Raw genomic sequence first — 24,317 nt, 5'->3', positions numbered from 1 at the left:
GGTGCTCCATTCAGTAGGCGTTTTCCGCTTTCAGCAGCGCCAGGGGCGTGATCGCCAGGATGTAGAGGTCGAAGATCACCGACCAATTCTCGATATAATAGAGGTCGTGCTCAACACGCCGCTGGATCTTTTCCTCAGTATCGGTCTCGCCGCGCCAGCCATTCACTTGTGCCCAGCCGGTGAGGCCCGGCTTCACCTTGTGGCGCGCGAAATAGCCTTCGACCACCTCCGTATAGAGGCGGTCGGCAGCCTTGGCCTGGGTGGCATGAGGGCGCGGTCCGACCAGCGAGAGATCGCCTTTGAGCACATTAAAGAGCTGCGGGAGCTCATCAAGACTGGTCTTGCGAATGAAGCGGCCCACGCGGGTCACCCGGGGATCGTCCTTGCTGACAAGCTTGCTCGCATTGGCATCGGTCAGTTCCGTATGCATGGAGCGGAACTTGTAGACCTCGATCAGCTCGTTGTTGAAGCCATAGCGCTTCTGCTTGAACAGGACCGGTCCCTTGCTATCGAGCTTCACGGCGAGGGCGACGAGCGCCATGATCGGGGACAGAACGATGAGGGCAAGGGCCGAAAGCACCTTGTCCTCCAGGGTCTTGACCACCGTGTCCCAGTCGCTCAGCGGTTTGTCGAACACATCGAAGAAGGGGACATTGCCGATATAGGAATAGGCACGCGGCCTGAAGCGCAGCTGTTCCGTGTACGCACTCAAGCGGATATCGACCGGCAGGATCCAGAGCTTTTTCAGGATCTGGAGAAGGCGCGACTCGGCCCCGAGTGGCAGGGTGATGATGAGCAGATCCACCCGGTTGTTGCGGGCAAAATCGAGGAGCTGATCGACATTGCCGAGCTTTGGATAGCCGCCAATCTCATTGGGTGACCGATCGGACCCGCGGTCATCGAAAATGCCTGCGATGGTGACGTCGAGATCGGGCGAGGAGTTCAGGGCCTGGATCAGTGCGGCAGCCCTCTCGCCGCCGCCAACGATGACGGCACAGCGGTCGAAGCGGCCGTCCTGGTTCCAGCGCCGGACAAAGGCGCCGACCACCCCACGGAAGCCCAAGAGCACGACCAGGCCGCTGACGAACCAGGCCGCGAGCCAGATGCGCGAATAGTCCTGTCCCACCTGGGTGAAGAAGACGAAGGCGGTGATCAGCGCAAAGGAGCTCGTCCAAACAAAGACGAAATGCGGGACCTGCCGCATGGGGCCGATGAGAGCGTGAATGGAGTAGAGCCCGCTCATCTGGCAGAGGACTGGAATGGCTGCGCCCGCGAGCAGGGTTGCGGCGAGATAGAGGGCGCGAAAATAGGGGTCGAATTCCTGCACATAGCCAAGCCAGAGCAGAAGGCCGATGCCGGTGATCAGCAGCGCTTCACTGACGCGGACCACACCTTGCACGATGCGCGGCGCGATCCAGGGGGATTTGCGCGGCATTGCCTGCCTGAGCGCAGGCGCCGGCGAGCTGGAACGTGCCTCCGGTTGGGCAGTGGCATGGTTGGGCTCGGCGATCTCGGTCTGCTCGGGCAGCAGGTCGGAAATCGCCAGCCTCGCCTTGCGAGGATTGGTATTCAGCATGACGGCCCCCGTCGTCTTTGTTATTCAGCGGCCGAGGGATGGCCGCATAGCGCGGTTTCGGCCGCGCCTAGCTTTGCGGCAGCGGCGGAATAGGATCGCGTGATCCGATCAACCATCGTGGCCACGGAGAACTGGGATGCGACCCGCTCCGTGAGGCTGCGGGCGATGTCCTGGCGGCGCGGAAATTCGGCCAGAGCATCGTCAATGGCTGCAGCCAGCGGGTCCACCGCATCAGGCGGCACCATCAGATCCTCATGGCCTTCCAGGATTTCCGGAATGCCACCGACACGGGCTGCGATCAGCGGCAAGCTCGCGGCCAGGGCTTCCAGGACGATATACGGAAGGGATTCGGCGCGGGATGGCACCACGAGCAGCCGCCCGAGGCTGAAGGCTTCGCGCGCCGGCATGGCGCCCGGGAAGCGTACGCGATGGGCCAGGCCAAGGTCATTGGCGAGCGTCTTGAAGGCTTTGGCATCGGGGCCATCCCCCACGATGCAGGCGGTCAGGTCAGGCCGGTGGGACTTGAGCGCTGCCATGGCGTTCAGCAGGAGATCAACGCCCTTCAGGTGGCGCAATTCACCGATGAAGAGGAGGTCGGCTGCATCCGGCGCTGTGGCCACGGGCGCGATCTCGTCCTTATGGACACCATTATAGGCGATCGTGATTTCGCCGGAGGGCTGGCCCACCTTCTTGCAGAAGGCGTCGCGCTCGAAGTCGCAAACAAAGACAAATTGATCCGTCCGTGAAAGGAGCATCTGTTCCATCGTGAGAAACAGCGCTCCAGGAATGGACAGTTTGCTGTAGTGGAGGCTGCCGCCATGAGGAGAATAGACCGTGTGCGCATCATGGCCACGTGAAAAGAGACCCTTGGCCGCGAGCCTCGCATAGGCACCGCCCTTGGCACCATGGCCGTGCAGAATGGTGGCATTGGCCTCAGCGGCGATACGGCGGACGGCATGGACTGCGGCCGTATCGGTCCATGAAGGCAAGCGCGCCATGGGCACCCGGTGAATGCCAAGGCCGAGCTGCGGTTTCAGCGCTTCGAGCTTTCGTTCTACTGCTGCAGAGTTATCGGAGGCATCGCAGATAATGCCCACCTGAAGGCCTCGGGCGCTTTGTTCCGCCGCAAGATCGCAGACGTGGCGAAACAAACCGCCGATGGGTGCACGCAAAACATGTAATACGCGGATACCCTGCAACATTTCGGTTCACTCTGCACTGGACCTCAAGCATGTGCCCAAGGCCCATGCAAGATCAGAACCAGCGCTCTTTCACATAAACGACATCGCCGGGATATAGGGGGGTAAGTACCGGCACTTGTTCAGATTGCGCTCCAGAGGATGAACGTCTGGTGACCAAAACTAATCCTTGGTCCGCGCGCGGCGTATAGCCGCCCCCTAACGCGATTGCTTCCTGGACGGTCAGGCCCGGCGTGTAGGCAAAGGAACCGGGATTCTGTACCTCGCCAAGGATGTAAAATGGCCTTAAGGTCGCCACCTGGACCGATACATTGGGGTCGCGGAGATATTTCTGCGCGAGGCGATGCTCGATCGCGCGGGCAATCTCCGGTGTCGTCAGCTTGGCAACGCGGATTGTGCCAGCCAAGGGCATCGAAATATTGCCGGATGCATCGACACTAAAGTCGCCGGACAAATCCTCTTGGCCGTAGACGCGGACATTCAACGTATCGCCCGTGCCTACGCGATAGCCGCGGGGGTTCTCAAAGCCGTCCGGCACCGCCGTCGTGCCGAAAGGAGGCGACAGCCCAGCAGTCGGCTCCACAACTGGCCCGGATTCTGCAGGGAGATAACTGTCCCAAGTTGGTGCGCAGCCGAAAACCAGGACGGCAAGTAAGGGGGCCACGATGATACGACTGACCAGCACTGGAGTGAGACCTCTGACTTCCGATTCAGGCGATTGCCATGCTGAACAATTGGTAAAGCGGCATGATTAAAAATTGCTTTACGAGGATCGCCGTCGGGGAAGTGCAGGCTTTGCTGAGCCCGCGCACTGCATCCCGTCATTGGGCTGCAGGTGAGGCGAAAACTTTCCTTTCCTAAGTGCAGATCTCGCTCACGCGATGTTTAACGGTTCCGTTACGGCAATGGTGGAAAAATCGTGTCAAGACAACACAAGGCCGGGCCAAGGCGGAAGTCTGAGTAGGGAGTCGTGACATGACCCGGAATGCATTGGAGGGGCCCGACTCCGCTCGCCCGCTGGTTGCTGCCGTCGATCTGTTCGGCCTCCTGCAAGGCATGTGGCGGCGAAAGCTGCTCATGCTCACCGTTTTTGCGCTGGTGGTCGGGGCAGCGGCCGCCTATATCGCGACCACCACTCCCAAATTCACGGCCTCGGCGGCGGTGCTCGTCGCGAATGACGAATCCGCCTTCACGAGGAGCAGTGTCGAAGCGCAGCCGCGCCAGTTGGACGAGCGCGACATTGCGAGCCAAGTCCAGGTCATGCGCTCGATCGAGCTCGCCGAACGGGTGGTCAAGGCACTCGACCTGACGGCAAAGCCCGAGTTCCAGGCTTCGCAGGAGGAGCCCAATGCAGTCAAACGCTGGCTGATCGAGAAGGGGCTTGCGGCCGACCCGCGTAAGCTCGATCCGCTGCGCTATGCGATCGAGACCTATTTCCAGGACATCCAGATCTATCCCGTGGTCGAGACCAAGGTGATCTCGGTCACCTTCACATCCACAGATCCACAGCTGGCCGCGCAAGTTGCCAATGAGGTTGCCGATCAATATGTGAGCTCGACGCAGGAGGATCAGTCGGCCTCCACCGAGAAAGCCTCCGAATGGCTGTCGAGCCAGATCGAGCAATTGCGGGACAAGGTGGTCGCCTCGGAGCGAGCGGTTGAGGAATATCGCACCAAGGCGGGGCTGTTGCAGGGTAGCCAGGGCATGCTCAGCAACGAGAGCCTGACCGAGCTCAACAATCAGATCATTCAGGCGGCGGGGCTGAAGGCCGAGGCGCGGGCGCGCGCCGATGCGATTCGCTCAATGCTGAAGAATCGCGGCCAGATCGCCAGCTCGACCGAGGTTCTGAATTCTTCACTGATGCAGCGGCTGATCGAGCGTGAGGTCACGTTGCGGGGCACGCGCGATGATCTGCTGGTCACGTTCCTGCCGTCCCATCCACGCATCGTTGCCATCAATAGCGAGCTTTCGGGCCTGCAGCGGCAAATCCGGCAGGAGGCGCTCAAGATCGCGGAAAGCCAGGAGCAGCAGGCACAGGTTGCCGAAGAGCGCGAGGCGGCGCTTACGCGCAGGCTCAAGGAGATGAAGGCGCAGGCGGCCAGCGCCAATGTGGACGAGGTCAAGCTCAGGGCGCTGGAGCGTGAGGCTGCGGCCAATCGCACGCTGCTCGAGACCTTCCTCAGCCGGTACAGCGATGCAAGCGCACGGGAAAACATGCAGGCCCAGCCTGCCATGGCGCGGGTGATCTCACCTGCAGTGGTTCCGATCGAGCCGAGCTCGCCAAAGCCCGTGCCCCTGATGGCGCTCGCAGGCTTTGGCGGCATCATCCTTGCCCTGGTGGTCGCGTTCGTCGCCGAGATTTTCTCGCTCGACATCCAGCGTGCCAATAACGGGCTGCCCGGCCCGGACCGGCAGAGGCAGCGCCTGACCGATGATACGGCCGATCATGTCCCCGCTGGCCCTGCGCGGTTACCGGCTTTGCCTGGACCGGTCTGGCCGGTGCTGGAGCCGCGCATCGTGCCCGGCGGGAACACTGCAGAGGCCGCAGCAACGGCTATTGCCCCGCTCATCGGTGAATGGCGCAGCGCGGGCGTCAAGCGGCTGCTGCTTGGGTCTGATGCTGCAACACCCGTGGCCCGTGAAGCCATCGTGGCCATCGGCCGGACATTGGCGCAACGGCGCGAGCGGGTCATTCTGGTCGATCTCGACCCGAGCAATGGCGCTGTGGCGAGCATCTGCGGGATTGGCGCGGGGACCGGTCTTTCGGAGCTCCTCGCGGGCAAGGCAACCTTCAGCGATACGATCAAGAGCGATCTCAAATCGGATCTGCATGTGCTGCGCGGCGGGCTCGACCGCAGCGCGCTTGCCTCGCTCTCGGAAGCAGGGCGCATGGGCTTCGTGCTCAATGCGCTCGCTCAAGCCTATGATCTCGTGCTGCTCGCGCCTGGGGTGATCATGAGTTCCTCAAGGCTGCCCAGCATCACGGCCGGCGCTGCTGCGATCGTTTCTGTCGCGGAAGGCAAGGCGCAGTCGGAGGCGGTTGCGGCAGAGCTCGTCCCGCTCGGCGTTCGGCACCTTGCACTTGTCGCTATCTCGGCGGAGCCCGCCGAGACCAAGAACAGCGCCGCGGCCTGACGCGTCGGGGACGAAACAGCCAGTTCACGACTGGGCCAGGCAGCGGCGCAATTGCCTCACCAGGGACCATAGGCGCGGCGATGTCTTGATCTGCCGCTTCAGACTGATCGCGAGCTTGGCGCGAAGCGCGTAAGCAAGCCCGCGCAAGCTGCGCGGCGCGACGATCGCATGAAGGGGGATCGCCTCATCCGCCCAGGCGTCCTTATAGTCGGAGTGGCCCGCACCGAAGTCGAAAGTCCTCAAACCCGCCTTGCTGCAGGCTTCTATGCTGCGCCTGAGGACTGCGTCACCCGGCGAGTGCTTGCGCATGGGACCCTCAGTCATCGACAGGATCAGCGCGTAATAGATGCCACCATGGATGCCCCCCAGGGCGATGCCAAGCGGTGTGCTATCGAGCTTGAGTGTGAAAGGCGCAAGCCTGACCGGTCCGCCCTTGCTGCATTCGGCAAATCGATAGACGAATTGCTGCTCGCGGGCATCGACACCGCGGGAGATGCCCATTTCTCCCATGCGGCCGGCGCGTTGCTCGAAAAGGGCATCGATGATCTGACGCGTCTCCGCAAGGGTTTCGGGAAGACCGAAAGTGACACAGCCCTCACGCTCAAGACGTGCATCCCGCTTCTTGGCGCTGCGCCGGGACGCGCTCGACCGCTTTGCGGCATAGAGGCCATCGAAGTCTGTCGTGAGGTTCGTCACATAAGCGCAGTTTGCGTCCTGCGCGGAGAACAGCCCGTGGAGCGGATGTTCTCTCCCATCCCAATAGGCGGGCATTGCCGCAAGATGCACTGCATCGACGGGCCCCGCGGCGTTCAGGATCTCGGGCCAGAGATGGCTGAGATCATTGTCGTGCCGATCGAGAAAGGCCGGATCATAAAGGCCAAGCCCGTAATTGAGCGTGGGTGCCGTCATCCAGGTGAGAATGTTCATTCCCATGCGCCGCCTGACCGACAGCGGGAGCAGGAAAGCAATGCCGCCCTGGCTATCGCGGCCGATGACAATTCGGGGGACGACGCCGGAGGGTGCCCCGATACATTCCTGCCACGCGCGGCACCATTCCCAAGTCTCATAGAGCGTGCCTAAGGCACGACCTTGAAAGTCTTGCCAGATCTCACGCAGGGCTTCGATGTCGCCATGACAGGTGACGCGGAGGGAGGTGGTGTCTGAGGTGGCGCGGACCAGTGGTGCAAGGGTGCTGGCCGACAGGTCGGCTCGCGCATGACGATGTTTTGCGTCAAATGCGAGAGACTTGCCTGCGGACACGGTCAACCTCCCTGTGGTATCGCTTGCACCGAATTTCCTTGGTCCGTGCCGATCTGGCACATGGTCGGCGTTTCCATATCGGTTCCGATGCAAGACCCGCGCCTCATTCAACTCGCTCTCAACGCGATGCGCCTCAGCGGCGTGCCGAGACTGCTCGCGCCCACCTGTCGGGGGCTCGGTGCCATCTTCATGCTCCATCACATTTTTCCCGGCGGTGGGCTGCAGAAGGGATTTGCCCCCAATCGTGGGCTCGAGGTGACGCCTGAGTTCTTGGGCGCCGTGATCGGCCATGTTCGGTCCCAAGGGTATGACGTGATCGCCCTTGGTGAGGCTGTCGAGCGCATTGGCCGCAAGCGGTCCGACAAGCCATTCGCCGTGTTCACCATCGATGATGGCTACCGCGACAATCTCGAATATGCGGTGCCGATTTTTCGGGAAAGCAACACACCCTACACGATATTCTTCGCACCCCGGATCACCGACGGCACTTGCGAGCTGTGGTGGCGGATCCTGGAAGAGATCCTCCGTAGGGAAAGCAGGATCGAGGCGGAACTGCCGCAAGGGAAGGTCCAACTTGGGACTGTCAGCGATCTGGACAAGGCAGCCGCGTTCAAGGCGCTCTACTGGCCGATCCGCCACATGGAAGAGCATGAGCAGCGCCGCTGGATCCGCCGTTTCGCCGAGCAATACCGTTTCGATGTGGATGGCTATTGTCGTGCAGTTGCCATGGATTGGGACGACGTGCGCGCGCTTGCCCAGGATGAGCTCTGCACCATCGGCGCGCATACGATCCATCATTATGCGGTGGCGAAGCTCGAGCCTGACGAGGTGCTGAGGGAAATGACGGGATCAGCTCAGCGTCTGGAAGAGGAAACGGGCCGGCGCCCACAGTTCTTCGCCTATCCCTATGGGGACGAGGGCTCAGCGGGCCCGCGCGACTTTGCGCTTGCGGCACAAGCAGGCTTTGCTGGGGCCGTGACCACCGCCAAGGGCGTGATCCAAGAGCGCCATGGGGCGTGCCTGACAGGCCTGCCACGGGTATCGCTGAACGGGGATTATCAAAGGCTCGATTATGTCGACCTCTTGCTGAGCGGGGTTCCGTTTGCCGCGCGCGATCTTGCCCGCAAGCTTCTCAGGCGGGGTTAGGACTTGTCCGGCTTCTGCATCCACCACACGATGCCCATGGCCGGAACGACCCAGAGAAAACCGCCGATGACGTAGAAAATCGTTTTGGCCAGCACGGATGCATCGGGCATATGGGTTGCGCCATAGACCATCGCCGCAAGACAGTAGATGGTGAGGAAGATCACCAGGATCACGGTGCCGATAAGCTTGCGTAGGCGTTGTGGCATGCTGAACATGTCTGATCGTCTTCTCCTGGCACGGCTCGCAGGGCGCGGCGTCACCGGATCGAGCCTTGAGCCTGCGACAGGTGCCTGAAGCGGCTCGTGCTGTCGAGCCCCTTGACCCCGGGACGCGACCCTCTGCCGCGCGCCACGGCTGAGACTTGTCTCACGCCAAAGGGCCATTTACTCGAAGCCTATGTCCGAGACCGCCATGATTTCGTCAAGTATAGACTCACCTCCCGCTTCAGCAAAACAGCTGCAGGCGCGCCCCTTTGTCCGCGTCTGGCTCATCACCGTCGCGCTTCTGGTGCTGGCGATCGTCACTGTCGGGGGAGCGACGCGGCTCACCGACTCGGGCCTGTCGATCACCGAGTGGCAGCCGCTGCTGGGTGCCATTCCGCCGCTCAGCCATGCGGATTGGCTCGAGGCTTTCGCGAAATATCAGCAGATCCCGCAATATCAGCTCATCAACAAGGGCATGAGCCTCGAAGAATTTCAGTTCATCTATTGGTGGGAATGGGCGCATCGCTTCTTCGGCCGGATCATCGGGGTCGTGTTCCTGGTACCGTTCCTGTTCTTCTGGCTTACGGGGCGGATCGAGCGGGCGATGGTGCCGCGGCTTGCGGCGATCTTCGTTCTCGGTGGGCTGCAGGGGGCGCTCGGCTGGTACATGGTGGCGAGCGGCCTTTCCGAGCGCACCAGCGTCAGTCAATATCGGCTTGCCGCCCATCTCGGCCTTGCGGTTCTCATTTTCGGAGTGATCTGGTGGACGGCCTTAAGGCTTGGAGATACGGCGCGCGGGCGGCTGGCCAAGCAACGGGGACAGCACGGCGCCAAATGGCTCGTCGCGCTGATCTTCCTGCAGGTGCTGCTGGGCGGGCTCGTCGCCGGGCTGGACGCCGGCATGGGCTATAATACCTGGCCGCTGATGGAGGGCGCCTTCATTCCGGAGGGGCTTCTTCATATGAGCCCCTGGTGGCTCAATGCCTTCGAGAATGCCATGACGGTGCAATTCAATCACCGCATGTTGGCCTATGTGATCACGCTGGTGGCCATCATCCATGCGATCGCCGTTTGGCGCAGCCCGGATAATCCACGCGCGGCAGGATCGGCTGCCACATTGGTGGGCCTGATCGTTCTGCAGGCCTTCGGCGGCATCATGACGCTGCTGCATCAGGTGCCGCTCTGGCTCGGATTGGTGCATCAGGCCGGCGCCGTCGTGCTGTTCGGCGCCGCAATCTGGCATCTGCACCGGACGCTTTATGCGCCCGTGCAGCAGGGCCGGGTTCAGCCGGCCTTCAGCGCCTGATCGAGATCGGCGATCAGGTCGTTCACATCCTCGATGCCTACGGAGAGGCGCACCACATCAGGACCGGCTCCGGCTGCGGTCTTCTGCTCATCGGTGAGCTGGCGATGGGTGGTGGAGGCGGGATGGATGATCAGCGAGCGGGTATCACCGATATTGGCGAGATGGCTGAAGAGCTCAACCTTGCTCACCAGCTTGATGCCCGCCTCATAGCCGCCCTTGACGCCGAAAGTCAGCACAGCACCCGCACCTTTGGGTGAATATTTCTGCTGAAGCGCATGGTCAGGCGCCTCGGGCAGGCCGGCATAGGACACCCAGCTCACCGCGGGATGGTTCTTCAGGAATTTGGCGACCGCCAGCGTATTGTCGCAATGGCGCTGCATGCGCAGGCCAAGGGTCTCGATGCCGGTCAAGATCAGAAAGGCGTTGAAGGGCGAGATTGCGGGCCCGAGGTCACGCAGGCCGAGCACGCGCGCGGCGATCGCAAAGGCGATATTGCCGAAGGTCTCGTGGATCTTGAGGCCGTTATAGCTCGGCGAGGGCTCGGAGAGGCTCGGATATTTGTTGTCCTTCGACCAATCGAAGGTGCCGGCATCAACCAGAATGCCGCCGATCGAATTGCCATGGCCGCCCAGGAACTTGGTGAGCGAGTGCACCACGATGTCGGCGCCGAACTGGATGGGCTTGATCAGGTAGGGGGTTGCGAGCGTGTTGTCGACGATGAAGGGGACGCCGGCACGCTTGGCGATCTTGGCGATGGCTTCGAGATCGGTCAGCCGACCGCCCGGATTGGCGATCGATTCCGCAAAGATCGCCTTCGTCTTCGGGCTCACCGCGCGCTCGATCGATGCGATATCGTTCGCATCCACCCATTTGACCTGCCAGCCGAACTTCTTGAAGGAGTGGTTGAACTGGTTGATCGAGCCGCCATAGAGCTGGCGGGTTGCGATGAACTCATCGCCCGGCTCGAGCAGGGTATGGAATACCAGCATTTGCGCGGCATGGCCGGATGCGACGGCGAGCGCGGCGGTGCCCCCCTCAAGGGCTGCGACCTTGGCCTCCAGCACCGATTGGGTGGGGTTGTTGATGCGCGTGTAGATATTGCCGAAGGCCTCGAGGCCGAACAGGGCTGCGGCGTGGTCGACATCCTCGAAGACATAGGATGTGGTCTGATAAATGGGCGTGATCCGCGCGCCGGTCGCCGGATCGGGCTGGGCACCGGCATGGATGGCCAGGGTATCGAAGCCCACAGTTCCTTCAGCCATGATTTCCTCCAGTTGAGCGACCGTGCAGCGGCTGAGCATCGGCCGAAAAGATCGTTGCCTGTTTAGCGCGTGCTGATATAAAAAACAATCGTCCTGTATTCAGAACAATCTATTCCGCGGCCGCCCGATAGCCACCCGCGAGCCAGTTGGCGAAATTGGCCAGGGCGCGCGCGCTCAGCGCCTGTTTCTTGGCGATCTGCTTTTCGCGGCCACGCAGGCGCTTGCCCTCCTGCCGGGGAATAGCAATTTCCGGGAAGAGGCCGAAATTGACATTCATGGGCTGGAAGGAGCGGGGGCCGCCGGTCTCTTCGGTCGCGAGGTGGCCGCCGGTGATATGGGTGATCAGCGCTCCATGGGCCGATGTGGGCGGTGGTGCCACGATGGGCGATCCGAGCCGTTCGGCCGCGGCAAAGCGCCCGGCAATGAGGCCGGTTGCGGCGCTCTCCACATAGCCCTCGACACCGGTGATCTGGCCGGCGAAGCGCAGCCGCGGCATCGCCTTGAGCCGCAGGCTTTGATCGAGCAGCTTGGGGCTGTTGAGGAAGGTGTTACGGTGCAGCCCGCCGAGCCTTGCAAATTCCGCCTGTTCAAGGCCCGGGATTGAGCGGAAGATCCGCACCTGCTCGGCATGCTTCAGCTTGGTCTGAAAGCCGACCATATTGTAAAGGGTGCCAAGCGCGTTGTCCTGGCGGAGCTGCACGACCGCATAAGGCTTTTCATCGGGCGCGTGCGCATTGGTGAGGCCGAAGGGCTTGAGCGGCCCATGGCGCAGGGTCTCAACCCCACGCTCGGCCATTACCTCGATCGGCAGGCAGCCATCGAAATAGGGAGTGTCGCGCTCCCAGTCCTTGAACTCGGTCTTATCGCCTGCCAGCAGGGCCTCAACAAAGGCGTAGTACTGATCGCGGGAGAGCGGGCAATTGATGTAGTCAGCACCGGTGCCGCCTGGCCCGGGCTTGTCATAGCGCGACTGGAACCATGCCTTGCTGAGATCGATCGTCTCCTTATAGACGATCGGCGCGATCGCATCGAAAAAGGCGAGGGCCGTTTCGCCCGTCAGGCCCAGGATCGCCCCGGCCAAGGAGGGTGATGTCAAGGGACCGGTCGCGATGATCACGCTGTCCCAGTCCTCAGGTGGCAGGCCGGCAATCTCGCCACGCTCGATCGTGACCAGAGGGTGGTTGGCAAGCAACGCCGTGACCGCGTCGGAAAAGCCGACCCGGTCGACGGCCAGTGCACCGCCTGCCGGCACCTGATGCGCATCGGCTGCCTGCATGATGAGCGAGCCTGCCTGGCGCATCTCTGCGTGGAGCACGCCGACCGCATTGGTTGAGGCATCATCGGAGCGGAACGAGTTGGAGCAGACGAGTTCTGCCAGCCCATCGGTGTGATGGGCATCCGTGCCCCGCAGCGGCCGCATCTCGTGCAGAACGACGGGCACACCGGCATTGGCGATCTGCCAGGCGGCCTCGGAGCCTGCAAGGCCACCGCCAATGACGTGAATGGGAGAATGCTTGCTCATGGGCGCAACGTAGTTTTCTTGCGCGCCCAAGGCAACCATGGGACCTGCAGGTTCAGGCTTTTATCCGCTCACCCTTGGGATCATAGAAAGGCTGCAGCTGCAGCTTGGCGGGATAGCGCTTCCAGGCGATCTCCACCTCGAAACTGCCGCTCTTGAGGAAATCGGCAGTGACCCCTTCCGGATCGGCGACATAGCCGAGCGCCAGCGATTTGCTGAGGCGATGACCCCACATGCCGCTGGTGCTGGCACCGATGATGCGCCCATCCCTCAGGATCGGCTCCTCGTGATACATCAGCGGCGCCTTGGCACTGTCATCCTCCAGGGCGATCGCCACCATGCGCCGTTTCGGCGTGCCGGCCTCGCGCTGCTTCAGAAGTGCCTCGCGACCGATGAAGCCGCCGGGCTTGTCCCAGGCGACCGCAAAGCCAAGGCCCGCCTCGATGGGCGTGTCTTCCTCGGCGATGTCATGGCCCCAGTGGCGATAGCCCTTCTCCATGCGGGCTGAGTTCATGGCGTGATAGCCGGCATGGGTCAGGCCATAATCCTTGCCGGCCTCCACGAGCGTGTCGAAGACATGGGCGGCAAATTCGCCCGGAATATAAAGCTCCCAGCCGAGCTCGCCCACATAGGTCACGCGGGAGGCGCGGACGCGGGCATAGCCGATCTCGATCTCCTTGGAGGCGCCGAACGGGAAGGCCGCATTGGAGAGATCCTCGCCCGAGAGCGCCTGCAACAGCGCGCGGCTGTTCGGGCCCATCAGGCCAAGCATCGGCAGGCCGGCAGTGATGTCGGTCACCATGCAATGGGCGTCATCGGGGATGTGGCGTTTGAGCCAGGTCAAGTCACGGATCTGATTGGCACCGCCCGTCACCACCATGAATTCTGTGTCACTCAAGCGGGTGACCGTGAGGTCGGCTTCAATGCCGCCGCGCTCGTTGAGCCATTGGGTGTAGACCAACCGGCCGGGTGCGACGTCCACATCATTGGCCGAGATGCGGTTCAGCACCTTTGCGGCATCGCGGCCCTGCACCAGGAATTTGGCGAAGCTCGACTGATCGAACAGGGCAACCTTGTCGCGCAAGGCCCGGCATTCCGCGCCGGTATTGTCGAACCAGTTCTGGCGGCCATAAGAATATTCATATTTGGGATGAGAGCCCGGCTCGGCGAACCAGTTCGGTCGCTCCCAGCCGCCCATCTCGCCCATGCAGGCGCCGGCCGCCACCAGCCGGTCGTGGAAGGGCGAGCGGCGCACGCCGCGGGCGCTTTCCACCTGCCGATAGGGCCAATGCATGGCATAAAGGAGGCCCAAGGTCTCCGTGGTGCGGTCGTGGAGATATTTGGCGTTGCTCTGGAAGGGGTGCATGCGCCTTATGTCGACGTCATTGAGGTCGAGCGGCGGATAGCCATCGCGGATCCATTCGCTCAACACCTTGCCGACACCGCCCGAGGACTGGATGCCGATCGAGTTGAAGCCGGTCGCCACGAAGAGATCGCGCAGGTTCGGCGCTTCGCCCAGAAGGTAGCGGTCATCGGGCGTGAAGCTCTCCGGGCCATTGAAGAAAAGCGAGATGCCGGCCGTCTCCAGCATGGGCATGCGGGATACGGCAAATTCAAGGACCGGCTCGAAATGCTCGATATCGGGCGGCAGGGTCTCGAAGGCATGATCCTCGGCAATGCCCTCCATGCCCCAGGGCTTGGCATTGGGCTCGAAGGCGCCTAGCAGAAGCTTGCCGGCATCTTCCTTGTAATAGGCATATTCATCGGGAATGCGGGTGACGGGCATGTCGCGCGGCAAATCGGCAATCGCCTCGGTGACGATATAGAAATGCTCGGCCGCATGCAGGGGCAGATGGACCCCTAAAGGCTTTGCCAGGTCCCTCGACCACATGCCGGCGGCAATCACCACTTTGTCGGCGCGGATCTCGCCCTCGGGTGTTGCCACGCCGACCGCGCGGCCATTCTCGACCAGGACGCGATCGACCCTGGTGTTCTCGAAGATCTTCGCCCCCTTCTGGCGGGCGCCGGCGGCGAAAGCCTGAGTCGCGTCGATCGGGTTGATCTGGCCGTCATTGGGCAGGAAGACACCACCCACCACGCCATCGATATTGAGATGGGGCAGGCGCTCCTTGATCTCGCCGGGCCTTAAGACATGCACCTCCAGACCGAAATTGCGGCCCATGGAGGCGCCGCGCAGGAATTCCTCAAGACGCCCTTCGGTCAATGCAACGCCAATCGAGCCATTCTGCTTAAAGCCGGTGGCAGTACCGGTCTCGGCTTCGAGGGTGCGGAAGAGCTCGGTTGTGTATTTGGCAAGCTCGGTCAAGTTACGGGTGGCGCGCAGCTGTCCCACAAGGCCCGCCGCATGCCAGGTGGTGCCGCAGGTGAGCTGCTTGCGTTCAAGCAGCACCACGTTGGTGATGCCAAGGCGCGTCAGGTGATAGGCGATCGAACATCCGACAATGCCGCCGCCGACGATAACCACATCAGCACGTGCGGGAAGCTGCTTTGACATTGATTTCTTCCAGAGACTTAACCGAGCTCGGGCCGAGACTAGCCGACCTCGGTGCTCTCGCGAAAGCCTTCCGCGAAATAAAAAATACCGGATGCGACAGGGCGGCGGTTGGCGAGAGCTGAGCGTTTAATATATAGAATGACTGTTCTGAAAATCGAACGATCGGAGCCTGCAGATGTATAAGGGTGACGTCACGCCCGAAGAGGCATTCGAAACGCTGGTGGAAAGCGATGACGCGGTGCTCATCGACGTGCGCACCGAGCCTGAATGGGCCTTTGTGGGCATTCCCGCGGTCGACCGGCTGTTGCGCATCTCCTGGCAGCACTATCCCAGCATGCAGGTCAACGGCCAGTTCATCGACCAGGTGAAGGCGGCCGGCGTTTCGGAAACGGACAAGGTGTTCCTGCTGTGCCGGTCGGGGGCGCGTTCGGCGGCCGCCGCATCGGCGCTTGCCGCGGCAGGGTTCGAGAATGCCTATAATGTCGCCGGCGGTTTCGAAGGCGATCGCGATGCAGAAGGCCATCGCGGCCAAATCAATGGCTGGAGGCATGCCGGCCTTCCCTGGGTGCAAGGCTGAAGGTTCTCAGAGACGTGGATCAAAAACGCGATTCAGATCCCAGCGCGTGGGGCGAGGCGACCCGTCTGGTGCGGGGCGGCCTCGATCGTAGCCGGCACGGCGAGACGGCAGAGGCTCTTTATCTGAATTCGGGCTTCGTCTATCCCGACGGGGAGACGGCGGCGGCCCGGTTTGCGGGCGAGTTGGAGGGCTATGTCTATGCGCGTTATGGCAACCCGACCGTCACGATGTTCGAGGAACGGCTGCGCCTGATCGAAGGGGCGGAGGCGTGCTATGGCACCGCGAGCGGCATGTCGGCGGTGTTCGGGGCACTCGCCTGTCAGCTCAGGGCGGGTGATCACGTGATCGCCTCGCGGGCGCTGTTTGGCTCGTGCTATCAGATCATCACCAATATCCTGCCGCGCTTCGGGGTTTGCTATACGCTCGTCGATGGCGCTGATCTCGACCAGTGGCGGGGCGCCTTCAAGGCGAATACGCGATGTGTGTTCCTTGAAAGCCCGTCCAATCCGGGCCTCGAGGTGATCGACCTCAAGGCGGTGGCGGAGATCGCCCATGCCCATGGGGCCCGGGTGGTGGTCGATAATGTCTTTGCAACGCCCATTCTGCAACGGCCGCTCGAGCTCGGGGCTGACATCGTCGTCTATTCCGCAACCAAGCATATAGACGGTCAGGGGCGCTGCCTGGGCGGTGCCATTCTCTCAAGCCTCAAGTTCAAGGAAGACGAGCTCAAGCCGTTCCTGCGCCATACCGGCCCGTCTTTGAGCCCGTTCAATGCCTGGGTGCTGCTCAAGGGGCTGGAGACGCTGAAACTGCGCGTGCTTGCGCAATGCGCTGCGGCTGAGCAGATCGCAAGGGCGTTGGAAGCAACACCCGGGGTTGAGCGGGTGCTTTATCCAAGCCTTGCCTCACACCCGCAGCACGCGCTGGCCATGGCCCAGATGAAGGCGGGCGGCACGCTGGTCAGTTTTTTTGTCGAGGGCGGGCGCGAGCGCGCTTTCGATATGTTGCGCGGGCTGAAGCTCATCGATGTCTCCAATAATCTCGGGGACGCCAAGTCGCTGATCACCCATCCTGCCAGCACCACCCATCGCAATATCGGTGAAGAGGCGAGAGCTGACATGGGGATCACCGAAGGCATGCTGCGCCTTTCGGTGGGACTCGAGGAGCCGGCGGACCTTATTCAGGACCTGAGGGCGGCTTTGTCGGATTAGGCATTGCCGGCTAACGCGCCGAACCATAAGCCTTCCTCCCGCAAGGGCTGCGGGAGATCAGGAAAGCTCTATGGTCTATTCGATACTCTATCGGTTCTTCACGCAACAGCCCTTCATTCCGCCAAAAGAGCCCGAGCCGCGCAAAGGGTTGATCAATAAGATCGTGGTCGCCCTCGAAGATAGCTGGCCAGTGGACAGAGCGGCCGAGCGGATCGTTGAGCGCTTCGTCGACGAGTGCAATCCCGGATCGATCGCCGGCTATGCGGGCGGGCGGAATGTCGGCTATGTCTATGACAGGAACGCAGGGCGGCTCAGGCCCACCACAGAGACCCAAGGGCTCGTGGCGGACGAGCATACAAGGATCGACATCGTCGGCCGCGGCGAGGTCGAGGGGCGCGGTGCGGGACAAGTGAGTCGGCTCGACGGGTTTCAGCTGGCGGAGCTGATCGCGCCATTGCTGCCCCAGCGAGGTGTCGAACAGATCTCGATCGTTGCCAGCCATGTCCAGCTTGAACCCGGTCGGCGAGAGGGTGTGCTCACGGAGGGGTTTCTCTACGAATTTGTGATGGGGCTGCGCCTGCGGGTCGGGGATGGTGCGATGCCAAATGTCATCACTGCCGAACTCGGCAATGTTGCCGTAGACCGAGATGGACAGGTCCGTGCAATCCACGCGGTCAATGGCGGGGGATGGACGACATGGGCCGAGGATTATGGCCGCGTCACCATGGAGGTGCGCCTCGTCAATGGGCAGATGCATTATCGGACCATCGACAGCGTGCCGGAGGGAATCCAGGCCGAGGCGGCGGGCATCATCCGGAATGGCTTGCCGGATCACGATGCTGGACCGCTGGAGCGCACACCCGCGCGATCACGGGGCGATACGCCTCACGAGCGGCCAGAGGAATCAGACGCGGCGCCCGCGCCTCTTCCCGCACCGCCTCTTCCGCAGGACCCGGCTGATGCCGAAATGGACATCATTCCGGGCTGCAGCTATTCGCTTGGCTATTGTGTCTGACGCCACTTGGTGAAATTGCAACGTGTGGTTGCGCAACCGTGCTTGACTTGATACAGCCAACTTGGATGGCAGTATCAGGGATCAAACATGCCAAGACTTACGTCCAAGCCGGTTGCGGGCTCCGCCAGCCGCATCGTCGTCGCGCTGGAAAAGGAGGGTCCTGCTCATACCGCTGCCGAGCGGATGCTATACACGGGCAATGACATGCTGCTCGATTCCGGGGTCCGCCAGGGATACAGCTATAATCCCGTCACTCGCAGCCTTGATCCATCGCCAGATGGCTCGCGCAAAGAGCCGCTTGCCGGGCATCATAGCTGGATCGACATCGTGGGCCGGGGACATTCGCCCGGAAGCGGCTCGGAGAATAAAGTCAGCAATCTTTCTGGCACCGAGGTCGGGCAGCTTCTCTCATCGGTCATTCCGCAGGGTCCCGTTCGCGCCATCAATGTCGTCGCCAGTCATGCAGGGGCCGTGTCCGGCCCGAAAGAGGGCGTTCTCACATCTGGCTTCCTGCATGATCTGCTCAAAAGCTTAGCGCCGCACGCGGGAGATACCAGCGTCTTTGCTTATCCCGGAAATATCGCCGTCGATAAGAGAGGGGAGGTGCGCTCCCTTGTCGAGACAAGCAATGGCTGGCGCACGTGGGAGGCTCCCTACGGCCTCCATCAAGTGGAAGCAAAATACGGAAAAGACGGGCAAATTCATTATTCCCAGAAAGTCGATCAATTCGTGCCGCCACCGGGAGAGGAGCTCATCCGCGAGGGTTTGCCGGACCCGCATGCGCAATCGTTGCAGCTCCATAATGATGCTCATCTGAAGGATCTGAGTTCCCGTACGCGATCCGATTCGCTGAACAATCACCTGGACCTTTCAGACGTGGAGGATCAGCCCTCGCCAGGGCGCTACCGATCCGCCGTGCCATCCATTGTCGACCAGCGGACAGGCCAGATCATTGGCGAGATCCACCAAGAGCCATCGTCTCCACTTTCTGGCTCCAAAGGATATAGCGATGGCCCGCTGGATCATGAGCAAACCGCACATGACCAGCCGCGACTGCCTGAACCAGACCACCCCGTTCCCCCTTTCGATGGTCTCATGCACTCTCTCTAAACAAGGGATCACATTCGATCCTCATTTGATTCAATCTTTCATTAACTGTGCCGTGCGATGCTCTTTGCATGAGCACGGTAGCGTTGTTGCGTCAGAGCACAGTTTTGGTGGGATTGGTGCTGGCCCTGGCGGGACCGGTCCCCGCGGGAGCCGCGTCGGTCTCAACTCCGGTCACGAAACTGACCGCCGAGGCCACGGAGGCGCTGCGCAAAGGGGATCTCAAGCAGGCCATCGAGCAGTTCACCGCCATCATCGGCGCCCCGGGCGTTGCCAAGGTCGATAAGGCCAAGGCAGAGCTCAACCGGGGGCTTGCCTATCAGCGGCAGGGGCTGCACGCCAAAGCCGCGGAAGACTATACCAAGGCGCTGGAGCAGGACCTGCTGGATGCGCGGACCCGTGCCGTTGCGCTCTATAACCGCGGTCTTGCCTATCGTAAGCTCAACCAGCCCGGCCTGGCGGTTGATGATTTCACGGCGGCTCTGTTCCTCGATAGCAATTTTGGCGAGGCTTATATGAGCCGCGGTCTCGTGATGCGCGAGAACAAGAAGCCCTATTACGCGCTCTCGGACTTCTACAAGGCGATCGAGAGCAATTTCGGCTCGCCGCATCTTGCCTATTTCGCTCGCGCGATGGTGTTCGAGGAGCTCGGTCGCGTCGGTGATGCCAAGAATGAGCTGAACCGGGCGCTGATGGCAAAGCCAGACTTCACCGAAGCGCGCGCCAAGCTCGCGTCACTGAATGGTGGCGCGCCCATTCCCGATAGCTTGGCCTCGGCCGGGGCGACGGAAAACAGCATGCCGGCGATTGCCACGCAACGGGTGGCGAGCCTCTCAACGCCGGTGGTTACAGGCTCCGTTGGCGGGTCGATGACGGTGAGTGACGCCGCGCAAACCGGTGACTTGCCGAAAGCCGTGTTCCCGCCTGCGCATCTTCTCGAGGGCAGCGTGCCAGAGGCAACGGCAACGGCGGCAATTGCTGCTCCGCAGAAGATTGCGCTGCCTGCCTCTGCGCCCGCCCAGAAAATGGCGGCTCAGCCGGTAGCGGAGCCCGCCGAGGCAAGCGCAAGGCTGGTCGCCACGACCTCCGAGGATGCAACAGCCAAGCCGGTTCAAGTGGCAAGCGCGGAGCCCGGTTTTGCGATCGGCACGCTTCCGAATTCGCCCGTTGCCGATAAGAGTGAGGGCGCGAAGGCCGTTGCCCAGGCGGTTTCGGGCTGGCTCATTCAGCTATCTTCGGCCGAAAATGAGGGAAGCGCCTGGGGCGTGTGGAAGCGCTTGTCGGCAAAACATGATGCACTGAAGGACTACGAGCCGGTGGTGATGCGCGCGGATCTCGGGGCTAAGGGTGTCTTCTATCGGTTGCGCCTTGCAGGTTTCGACAGCCGCAAGGATGCTGACAAGACATGCCGGTCGCTCAAATCGCGCGGACTTTCCTGCTTCGTCACGAAGGCTGATTAGCCCGGCCCGCGCGGGCTGGTAGCACAAGCGTCCAGATCTGGGTCAGAAGCGTCTCGCCCCGTCCATTCATTGTGGTTAGGTGCAGATCGAGAAAGCCCCGCTCCGGCTTGCTGCGCGATCTTCTGACTGCCAGAACTTCTGCCTCCGCCGTGAGGGTATCACCCGGGCGCATCGGGCGGTGAAAACGGATCTCCCTGAATTCAGCGCCGATGATCGGGGTCGTTCCGGTCAGGCGGGCATCGACCATCAGCCGCATGGTGACGGCTAGGGTTTGCCAGCCGCTTCCCACAAGCTCGCCGAAGAATGAGGCGCGTGCCGCGTCTTCTTCGAGGTGCATGGGCTGAGGATCGTAAGCCCGCGCGAAATCGTGTGCGAGCTCGGCCGTCACTGTAAAGGCACTCGAGCAAATGCGCTCGCCCACGGTGAAATCCTCGAGGCTCAGTGGCTGTTCTCTCTTCTGATCCGACGGCAACGGGCTTGCCATGGCGCCTCCTCATCCGATCCGGTCTTGGTTCGATCCGGACGATCGTGATAGAGTGCCTTCAATTTTTGAAGCGAGCAAGCATGTCCTGGAGCAATATCGCCAGTACCGCATGTCCGATCGCCCGCAGTCTTGCGATCGTCGGGGATCGGTGGACCCTGCTGGTCCTGCGCGAGCTGTTCCTCAAGCAGCACCGGTTCGAAGACATTCAGGCGCAGACGGGAATGTCGCCCCACCTCCTGTCCATGCGACTCAAGCGTCTGGAAAAGGACGGCATCATCCGGCGCGAGACATATAACCAGCGCCCGGTCCGCCACGGATATAGGCTGACCGAGAAGGGCAAGGATCTCTACCCGGTCCTGCTAGCGCTGAAGGCCTGGGGTGAGCGCTGGGATCGGGGAAGTGGCACGCGCGAACCCGCCGTAATGCTCATTCACCGCCAATGCGGACACCCGACCGGGATGGCGCTTGCCTGTCCGTCCTGTGGCGGCCATTTCGGACTGGGGGATGTGGAGGTGAAGCTATCACCATTCTTCACGCGCGAACGGGAGGAGCGACGCAAGGCGTTCAAGGCGCGACGGAGCCCAAGTTAATCTTTAGTCTGAAGACCAGTTAATCATAAATTGGAACATATACCGTCAGTAAACTGACAAAAACAATCATCCGGCCTGAAGCAACCTCACTGCCTCATCGCGTTCGAAGAGATAGAGCAGCATGCGCAAGGCTTGCCCGCGGGCGCTGGTGAGGCCAGGATCCTTCTCAAGCACAAGTGCCGCATCCTTGCGGGCAATGGCCAAGAGCTCGCCCTGCTGCTCGATATTGGCGACTCGGAAGCTCGGCAGGCCCGACTGGCGCGTGCCCAGCACTTCGCCTGCGCCACGCAGGCGAAGGTCCTCTTCGGCGATGAGAAAGCCGTCTTCGGTCTCGCGCATGATCTTGAGGCGCGCGGCGGCGGTGCTGCTCAGCGGCGGCTGATAGAGCAAAAGGCAGGTCGAGCGCTCCTCGCCCCGCCCAACCCGGCCGCGCAGCTGGTGCAGCTGGGCCAATCCGAAGCGTTCGGCATTCTCGATCACCATGATGGTCGCTTCCGGCACGTTCACGCCAACCTCGATCACGGTGGTGGCGACCAGAAGCGAGAGCTCGCCCGCCTTGAAACGGGCCATGATCGCATCTTTTTCGGCGCCTTTCATACGGCCATGCACGAGGCCGACCCGGCCCGGAAACTGCTCATCGAGCGCGCGGAAACGGGCTTCGGCGGCGGTGCGATCATCGGCCGTCTCGCTCTCCTCTACCAGGGGGCAGACCCAATAGGCGCGCGCGCCGGTGCCGAAGGCACGCCTGAGGCCGGCGATAACCTCATCGGTCCGTTCTATGGAGGTGACGCGCGTGTCGATCGGCTGCCGGCCAGCAGGCTTTTCGGTGAGGCGGGAGACATCCATGTCGCCGTAAAGCGTGAGTGAGAGCGTGCGGGGAATGGGGGTTGCGCTCATCACCAGCATGTCGGCCTTGCCATCGGCCTTGGCCTGCAGAGCAAGCCGCTGATGCACGCCGAAGCGATGCTGCTCGTCGATCACCACGAGACCGAGGTCGCGAAAGGCGACATCCTCCTGGAACAGGGCATGGGTGCCGATGAGGATCTGGATCTCGCCGGCAGCAAGGTCCTGCAGCAATCGCTTGCGCGCCGCGCCTGTTTCGCGGCCGGTGAGCAATGCGGTTCTGAGACCTGCCGCCTCAGCCAGCGGCTCGATGGTCGCCAGGTGCTGGCGCGCCAGTATTTCGGTCGGTGCGACCAGAGCACCCTGGAGGCTCGCTTCCGCCGCGGCGGCAAGCGCGATGAGGGCGACCACGGTCTTGCCCGAGCCGACATCGCCCTGCAGCAGACGCAGCATGCGATCGCTGCTTTTCATGTCGGCAGAGATTTCAGCGAGCGCCAGGGTCTGGGCACCGGTGAGGCTATAGGGGAGGGCGGCGATGATCCTGTCCCGAATGCGGCCATCGCCAGCGGTGATGCGGCCCTTGGCGCGCTTCAACTGGCGGCGCACGAGGCCAAGCGCGAGCTGGTTTGCGAGGAGCTCGTCATAGGCAAGGCGGGCGCGCGGCGGGCTGTCGGGTTGCAGGTCCGCAGCACTGGCTGGTTCATGCACGGCACGGAGCGCTTCGGTGAAGCCAGGCCAGCGATGGCGCGCAAGCATCGTCGCATCCTGCCATTCCGGCAATTGGGGCAGGGCTGCGAGCGCGCTGGCGATCGCCTTGCGCAGAACCTTGGGCGCAAGACCGGCAGTTAAGGGATAGACCGGCTCAAGAAGGGGGAGGGATGCCGCCTCCTCGGGCGTGAGGACATAGTCTGGATGGGCAATCTGCGGGTTGCCATTGAACCACTCGACCCGGCCGCTGATCAGCCGGCGCTCGCCCTCGGGCAGGGTGCGCTTGAGGTAATCCCCATGGGCATGGAAGAAGACGAGGGACAGGGTGCCGGTCTCGTCCAGGCAATCGATCCGATAGGGTGCGCGGCGGCTCGCGCCGGGCCTGTGCCGCCCGATCACCGCCTCGACCGTCACCACGCCAGAGGGCGGCAAATCCGCAAGCTTGGGCCTGAGGCTGCGGTCGACTACACCGACCGGCAGATGCCAGATGAGATCGAGCACTCGCAGTGGTGACGGGCTCGCGCCCCCGGATCCTGCCCCTTGGATAAGCCTTGCGAGCACGCGTTCCAGCTTTGCACCGATCCCGGGAAGGGATGTGGCCGAGGCAAAGAGCGGGTTGAGTTCGGACGGACGCATGGTCGCGTTGCTAGCCTGCAATGGCGGACAGCGAAAGAGGGGTATATTGATAACGCGAGAATTTGGTGACGCTCGGCCCTGGGGCGAGCATCCAAGGGCTAGGCCGGACAAGCCCGGTGTGGCGGAAACTGCCGATGGGCCTCTCAAAGCCATCGGTCCCTGCAAAGTTTCGGCCGATGCGTATTGCATCTGCGGGCATGGAGCGCATATGAAACCGGTGCGAGCTTGAGCGCAGAGCCCTTTGAGTATTCATGCGAGCGACAGAATGACAAATGATATGGACGAAGCCGTTCGCCGGCGTCGGCTCGCCTGGCGTTGTGCGCATCGGGGCATGAAGGAGGTCGATCTGGTCTTCGGCGGATTCGTCGCTGCGAATATCGACCGATTCTCACCGCGCGAGATCGAGGAGGTCGAGCGTCTGTCGGATGTTCCGGATGGCGAGCTCCTGGACTGGATTCTGGGCCGTGCCCCGGTCCCTGCCGAATATGACACGCCGCTCGTCCGCTCCCTGCTCGAGAAGCGGTTCACGCCGGCCGATTACACCTCTGCTCACGCAACCAAATAG

At 62.2% G+C, this 24,317-nt stretch carries 20 protein-coding genes; 10 read left to right on the top strand and 10 right to left on the bottom strand.

All coding sequences use genetic code 11. From position 1 onward, the window contains the following. Positions 1 to 10: 10 nt before the first annotated feature. Genes RCF49_RS02120 through RCF49_RS02110 form a run of 3 tightly spaced genes read right to left on the bottom strand, consistent with a single transcriptional unit; the run spans position 11 to position 3,460 of the window. Entirely contained in the window at positions 11 to 1,576 is a 1,566-nt protein-coding gene (locus RCF49_RS02120) for an undecaprenyl-phosphate glucose phosphotransferase (protein ID WP_342642400.1), read from the bottom strand. 20 nt (positions 1,577 to 1,596) lie between these two features. Beyond that, positions 1,597 to 2,778, bottom strand: a complete 1,182-nt coding sequence (locus RCF49_RS02115) for a glycosyltransferase family 4 protein (protein ID WP_342642399.1) — start codon at positions 2,776 to 2,778, stop codon at positions 1,597 to 1,599. A gap of 52 nt (positions 2,779 to 2,830) precedes the next feature. Next, positions 2,831 to 3,460, bottom strand: coding sequence for a polysaccharide biosynthesis/export family protein (locus RCF49_RS02110; protein ID WP_342642398.1), 630 nt, complete (start codon positions 3,458 to 3,460; stop codon positions 2,831 to 2,833). Between the two features lie 290 nt (positions 3,461 to 3,750). Here RCF49_RS02110 and RCF49_RS02105 point away from each other — a divergent pair, with 290 nt between their 5' ends. Next, the gene (locus RCF49_RS02105) at positions 3,751 to 5,910 is read left to right on the top strand and encodes a GumC family protein (protein WP_342642397.1); all 2,160 of its coding nucleotides are present in this window, start codon (positions 3,751 to 3,753) and stop codon (positions 5,908 to 5,910) included. A 24-nt stretch (positions 5,911 to 5,934) separates the two neighbouring features. On the opposite strand, the gene RCF49_RS02100 is transcribed toward RCF49_RS02105, so the two are convergent. Further along, the gene (locus tag RCF49_RS02100; RefSeq protein ID WP_342642396.1) at positions 5,935 to 7,170 is read right to left on the bottom strand and encodes a GNAT family N-acetyltransferase; all 1,236 of its coding nucleotides are present in this window, start codon (positions 7,168 to 7,170) and stop codon (positions 5,935 to 5,937) included. A 60-nt stretch (positions 7,171 to 7,230) separates the two neighbouring features. Here RCF49_RS02100 and RCF49_RS02095 point away from each other — a divergent pair, with 60 nt between their 5' ends. Beyond that, the gene (locus RCF49_RS02095; protein WP_342642395.1) at positions 7,231 to 8,316 is read left to right on the top strand and encodes a polysaccharide deacetylase family protein; all 1,086 of its coding nucleotides are present in this window, start codon (positions 7,231 to 7,233) and stop codon (positions 8,314 to 8,316) included. On the opposite strand, the gene RCF49_RS02090 is transcribed toward RCF49_RS02095, so the two are convergent. Continuing rightward, positions 8,313 to 8,522, bottom strand: a complete 210-nt coding sequence (locus RCF49_RS02090) for a DUF2842 domain-containing protein (RefSeq protein WP_342642394.1) — start codon at positions 8,520 to 8,522, stop codon at positions 8,313 to 8,315. The genes RCF49_RS02095 and RCF49_RS02090 overlap by 4 nt on opposite strands. A gap of 205 nt (positions 8,523 to 8,727) precedes the next feature. Here RCF49_RS02090 and RCF49_RS02085 point away from each other — a divergent pair, with 205 nt between their 5' ends. Then, positions 8,728 to 9,825, top strand: a complete 1,098-nt coding sequence (locus RCF49_RS02085; protein ID WP_342642393.1) for a COX15/CtaA family protein — start codon at positions 8,728 to 8,730, stop codon at positions 9,823 to 9,825. On the opposite strand, the gene RCF49_RS02080 is transcribed toward RCF49_RS02085, so the two are convergent. The 3 genes from RCF49_RS02080 to RCF49_RS02070 all read right to left on the bottom strand — a co-directional run bounded on the left by RCF49_RS02080 (position 9,804) and on the right by RCF49_RS02070 (position 15,121). Further along, on the bottom strand, positions 9,804 to 11,087 hold the full coding sequence (locus tag RCF49_RS02080) for an O-acetylhomoserine aminocarboxypropyltransferase (RefSeq protein WP_342642392.1): 1,284 nt from the start codon (positions 11,085 to 11,087) through the stop codon (positions 9,804 to 9,806). The two genes, RCF49_RS02085 and RCF49_RS02080, sit on opposite strands and share 22 nt — an antisense overlap. A 109-nt stretch (positions 11,088 to 11,196) precedes the next feature. Then, entirely contained in the window at positions 11,197 to 12,609 is a 1,413-nt protein-coding gene (trmFO, locus tag RCF49_RS02075) for a methylenetetrahydrofolate--tRNA-(uracil(54)-C(5))-methyltransferase (FADH(2)-oxidizing) TrmFO (protein WP_342642391.1), read from the bottom strand. A gap of 52 nt (positions 12,610 to 12,661) precedes the next feature. Next, on the bottom strand, positions 12,662 to 15,121 hold the full coding sequence (locus tag RCF49_RS02070) for a GcvT family protein (RefSeq protein ID WP_342642390.1): 2,460 nt from the start codon (positions 15,119 to 15,121) through the stop codon (positions 12,662 to 12,664). A gap of 175 nt (positions 15,122 to 15,296) precedes the next feature. Between RCF49_RS02070 and RCF49_RS02065 the strand changes: the two genes are divergently transcribed. The 5 genes from RCF49_RS02065 to RCF49_RS02045 all read left to right on the top strand — a co-directional run bounded on the left by RCF49_RS02065 (position 15,297) and on the right by RCF49_RS02045 (position 20,491). After that, positions 15,297 to 15,698 (top strand): rhodanese-like domain-containing protein, encoded by a 402-nt coding sequence (locus tag RCF49_RS02065; protein WP_342642389.1) that lies wholly within the window; start codon positions 15,297 to 15,299, stop codon positions 15,696 to 15,698. Positions 15,699 to 15,712: 14 nt separating this feature from the next. Beyond that, positions 15,713 to 16,909, top strand: a complete 1,197-nt coding sequence (gene metZ, locus RCF49_RS02060) for an O-succinylhomoserine sulfhydrylase (protein ID WP_342642388.1) — start codon at positions 15,713 to 15,715, stop codon at positions 16,907 to 16,909. Between the two features lie 70 nt (positions 16,910 to 16,979). Beyond that, positions 16,980 to 17,924: a hypothetical protein gene (locus tag RCF49_RS02055; protein WP_342642387.1), complete on the top strand. Its 945-nt coding sequence runs from the start codon at positions 16,980 to 16,982 to the stop codon at positions 17,922 to 17,924. A gap of 87 nt (positions 17,925 to 18,011) precedes the next feature. After that, positions 18,012 to 19,034 carry a hypothetical protein gene (locus tag RCF49_RS02050; protein WP_342642386.1) on the top strand — a complete coding sequence of 341 codons (1,023 nt, stop codon included), beginning with the start codon at positions 18,012 to 18,014 and terminating at the stop codon, positions 19,032 to 19,034. A gap of 68 nt (positions 19,035 to 19,102) precedes the next feature. Continuing rightward, positions 19,103 to 20,491: an SPOR domain-containing protein gene (locus RCF49_RS02045; protein ID WP_342642385.1), complete on the top strand. Its 1,389-nt coding sequence runs from the start codon at positions 19,103 to 19,105 to the stop codon at positions 20,489 to 20,491. On the opposite strand, the gene RCF49_RS02040 is transcribed toward RCF49_RS02045, so the two are convergent. Next, the gene (locus RCF49_RS02040; protein WP_342642384.1) at positions 20,475 to 20,975 is read right to left on the bottom strand and encodes a MaoC family dehydratase; all 501 of its coding nucleotides are present in this window, start codon (positions 20,973 to 20,975) and stop codon (positions 20,475 to 20,477) included. The genes RCF49_RS02045 and RCF49_RS02040 overlap by 17 nt on opposite strands. 80 nt (positions 20,976 to 21,055) lie before the next feature. Here RCF49_RS02040 and RCF49_RS02035 point away from each other — a divergent pair, with 80 nt between their 5' ends. Next, positions 21,056 to 21,565: a winged helix-turn-helix transcriptional regulator gene (locus RCF49_RS02035; RefSeq protein WP_342642383.1), complete on the top strand. Its 510-nt coding sequence runs from the start codon at positions 21,056 to 21,058 to the stop codon at positions 21,563 to 21,565. Between the two features lie 66 nt (positions 21,566 to 21,631). Here RCF49_RS02035 and recG read toward each other — a convergent pair whose 3' ends face one another. Further along, complete coding sequence (gene recG / locus RCF49_RS02030) at positions 21,632 to 23,752, bottom strand: ATP-dependent DNA helicase RecG (RefSeq protein WP_342642382.1); 2,121 nt, start codon at positions 23,750 to 23,752, stop codon at positions 21,632 to 21,634. Positions 23,753 to 24,017: 265 nt separating this feature from the next. Between recG and RCF49_RS02025 the strand changes: the two genes are divergently transcribed. Further along, positions 24,018 to 24,317: a succinate dehydrogenase assembly factor 2 gene (locus RCF49_RS02025; protein WP_342642381.1), complete on the top strand. Its 300-nt coding sequence runs from the start codon at positions 24,018 to 24,020 to the stop codon at positions 24,315 to 24,317.

Origin of the sequence: Rhodoligotrophos sp. CJ14, assembly GCF_038811545.1 — a bacterium.
Lineage (GTDB): Bacteria > Pseudomonadota > Alphaproteobacteria > Rhizobiales > Im1 > Rhodoligotrophos > Rhodoligotrophos ferricapiens.
The sequence above is the reverse complement of the archived record's forward strand: the minus strand, read 5'-3'. Positions and strand labels throughout refer to the sequence as shown.

Excerpts from the sequence above, each read along its gene's own strand:
- RCF49_RS02120 (WP_342642400.1), bottom strand. The coding sequence starts at position 1,576 with ATGCTGAATACCAATCCTCGCAAGGCGAGGCTGGCGATTTCCGACCTG.
- RCF49_RS02115 (WP_342642399.1), bottom strand. The coding sequence starts at position 2,778 with ATGTTGCAGGGTATCCGCGTATTACATGTTTTGCGTGCACCCATCGGC.
- RCF49_RS02105 (WP_342642397.1), top strand. The coding sequence starts at position 3,751 with ATGACCCGGAATGCATTGGAGGGGCCCGACTCCGCTCGCCCGCTGGTT.
- RCF49_RS02095 (WP_342642395.1), top strand. The coding sequence starts at position 7,231 with ATGGTCGGCGTTTCCATATCGGTTCCGATGCAAGACCCGCGCCTCATT.
- RCF49_RS02090 (WP_342642394.1), bottom strand. The coding sequence starts at position 8,522 with ATGCCACAACGCCTACGCAAGCTTATCGGCACCGTGATCCTGGTGATC.
- RCF49_RS02085 (WP_342642393.1), top strand. The coding sequence starts at position 8,728 with ATGATTTCGTCAAGTATAGACTCACCTCCCGCTTCAGCAAAACAGCTG.
- RCF49_RS02080 (WP_342642392.1), bottom strand. The coding sequence starts at position 11,087 with ATGGCTGAAGGAACTGTGGGCTTCGATACCCTGGCCATCCATGCCGGT.
- trmFO (WP_342642391.1), bottom strand. The coding sequence starts at position 12,609 with ATGAGCAAGCATTCTCCCATTCACGTCATTGGCGGTGGCCTTGCAGGC.
- RCF49_RS02070 (WP_342642390.1), bottom strand. The coding sequence starts at position 15,121 with ATGTCAAAGCAGCTTCCCGCACGTGCTGATGTGGTTATCGTCGGCGGC.
- RCF49_RS02065 (WP_342642389.1), top strand. The coding sequence starts at position 15,297 with ATGTATAAGGGTGACGTCACGCCCGAAGAGGCATTCGAAACGCTGGTG.
- RCF49_RS02055 (WP_342642387.1), top strand. The coding sequence starts at position 16,980 with ATGGTCTATTCGATACTCTATCGGTTCTTCACGCAACAGCCCTTCATT.
- RCF49_RS02050 (WP_342642386.1), top strand. The coding sequence starts at position 18,012 with ATGCCAAGACTTACGTCCAAGCCGGTTGCGGGCTCCGCCAGCCGCATC.
- RCF49_RS02045 (WP_342642385.1), top strand. The coding sequence starts at position 19,103 with ATGAGCACGGTAGCGTTGTTGCGTCAGAGCACAGTTTTGGTGGGATTG.
- RCF49_RS02040 (WP_342642384.1), bottom strand. The coding sequence starts at position 20,975 with ATGGCAAGCCCGTTGCCGTCGGATCAGAAGAGAGAACAGCCACTGAGC.
- RCF49_RS02035 (WP_342642383.1), top strand. The coding sequence starts at position 21,056 with ATGTCCTGGAGCAATATCGCCAGTACCGCATGTCCGATCGCCCGCAGT.
- recG (WP_342642382.1), bottom strand. The coding sequence starts at position 23,752 with ATGCGTCCGTCCGAACTCAACCCGCTCTTTGCCTCGGCCACATCCCTT.
- RCF49_RS02025 (WP_342642381.1), top strand. The coding sequence starts at position 24,018 with ATGACAAATGATATGGACGAAGCCGTTCGCCGGCGTCGGCTCGCCTGG.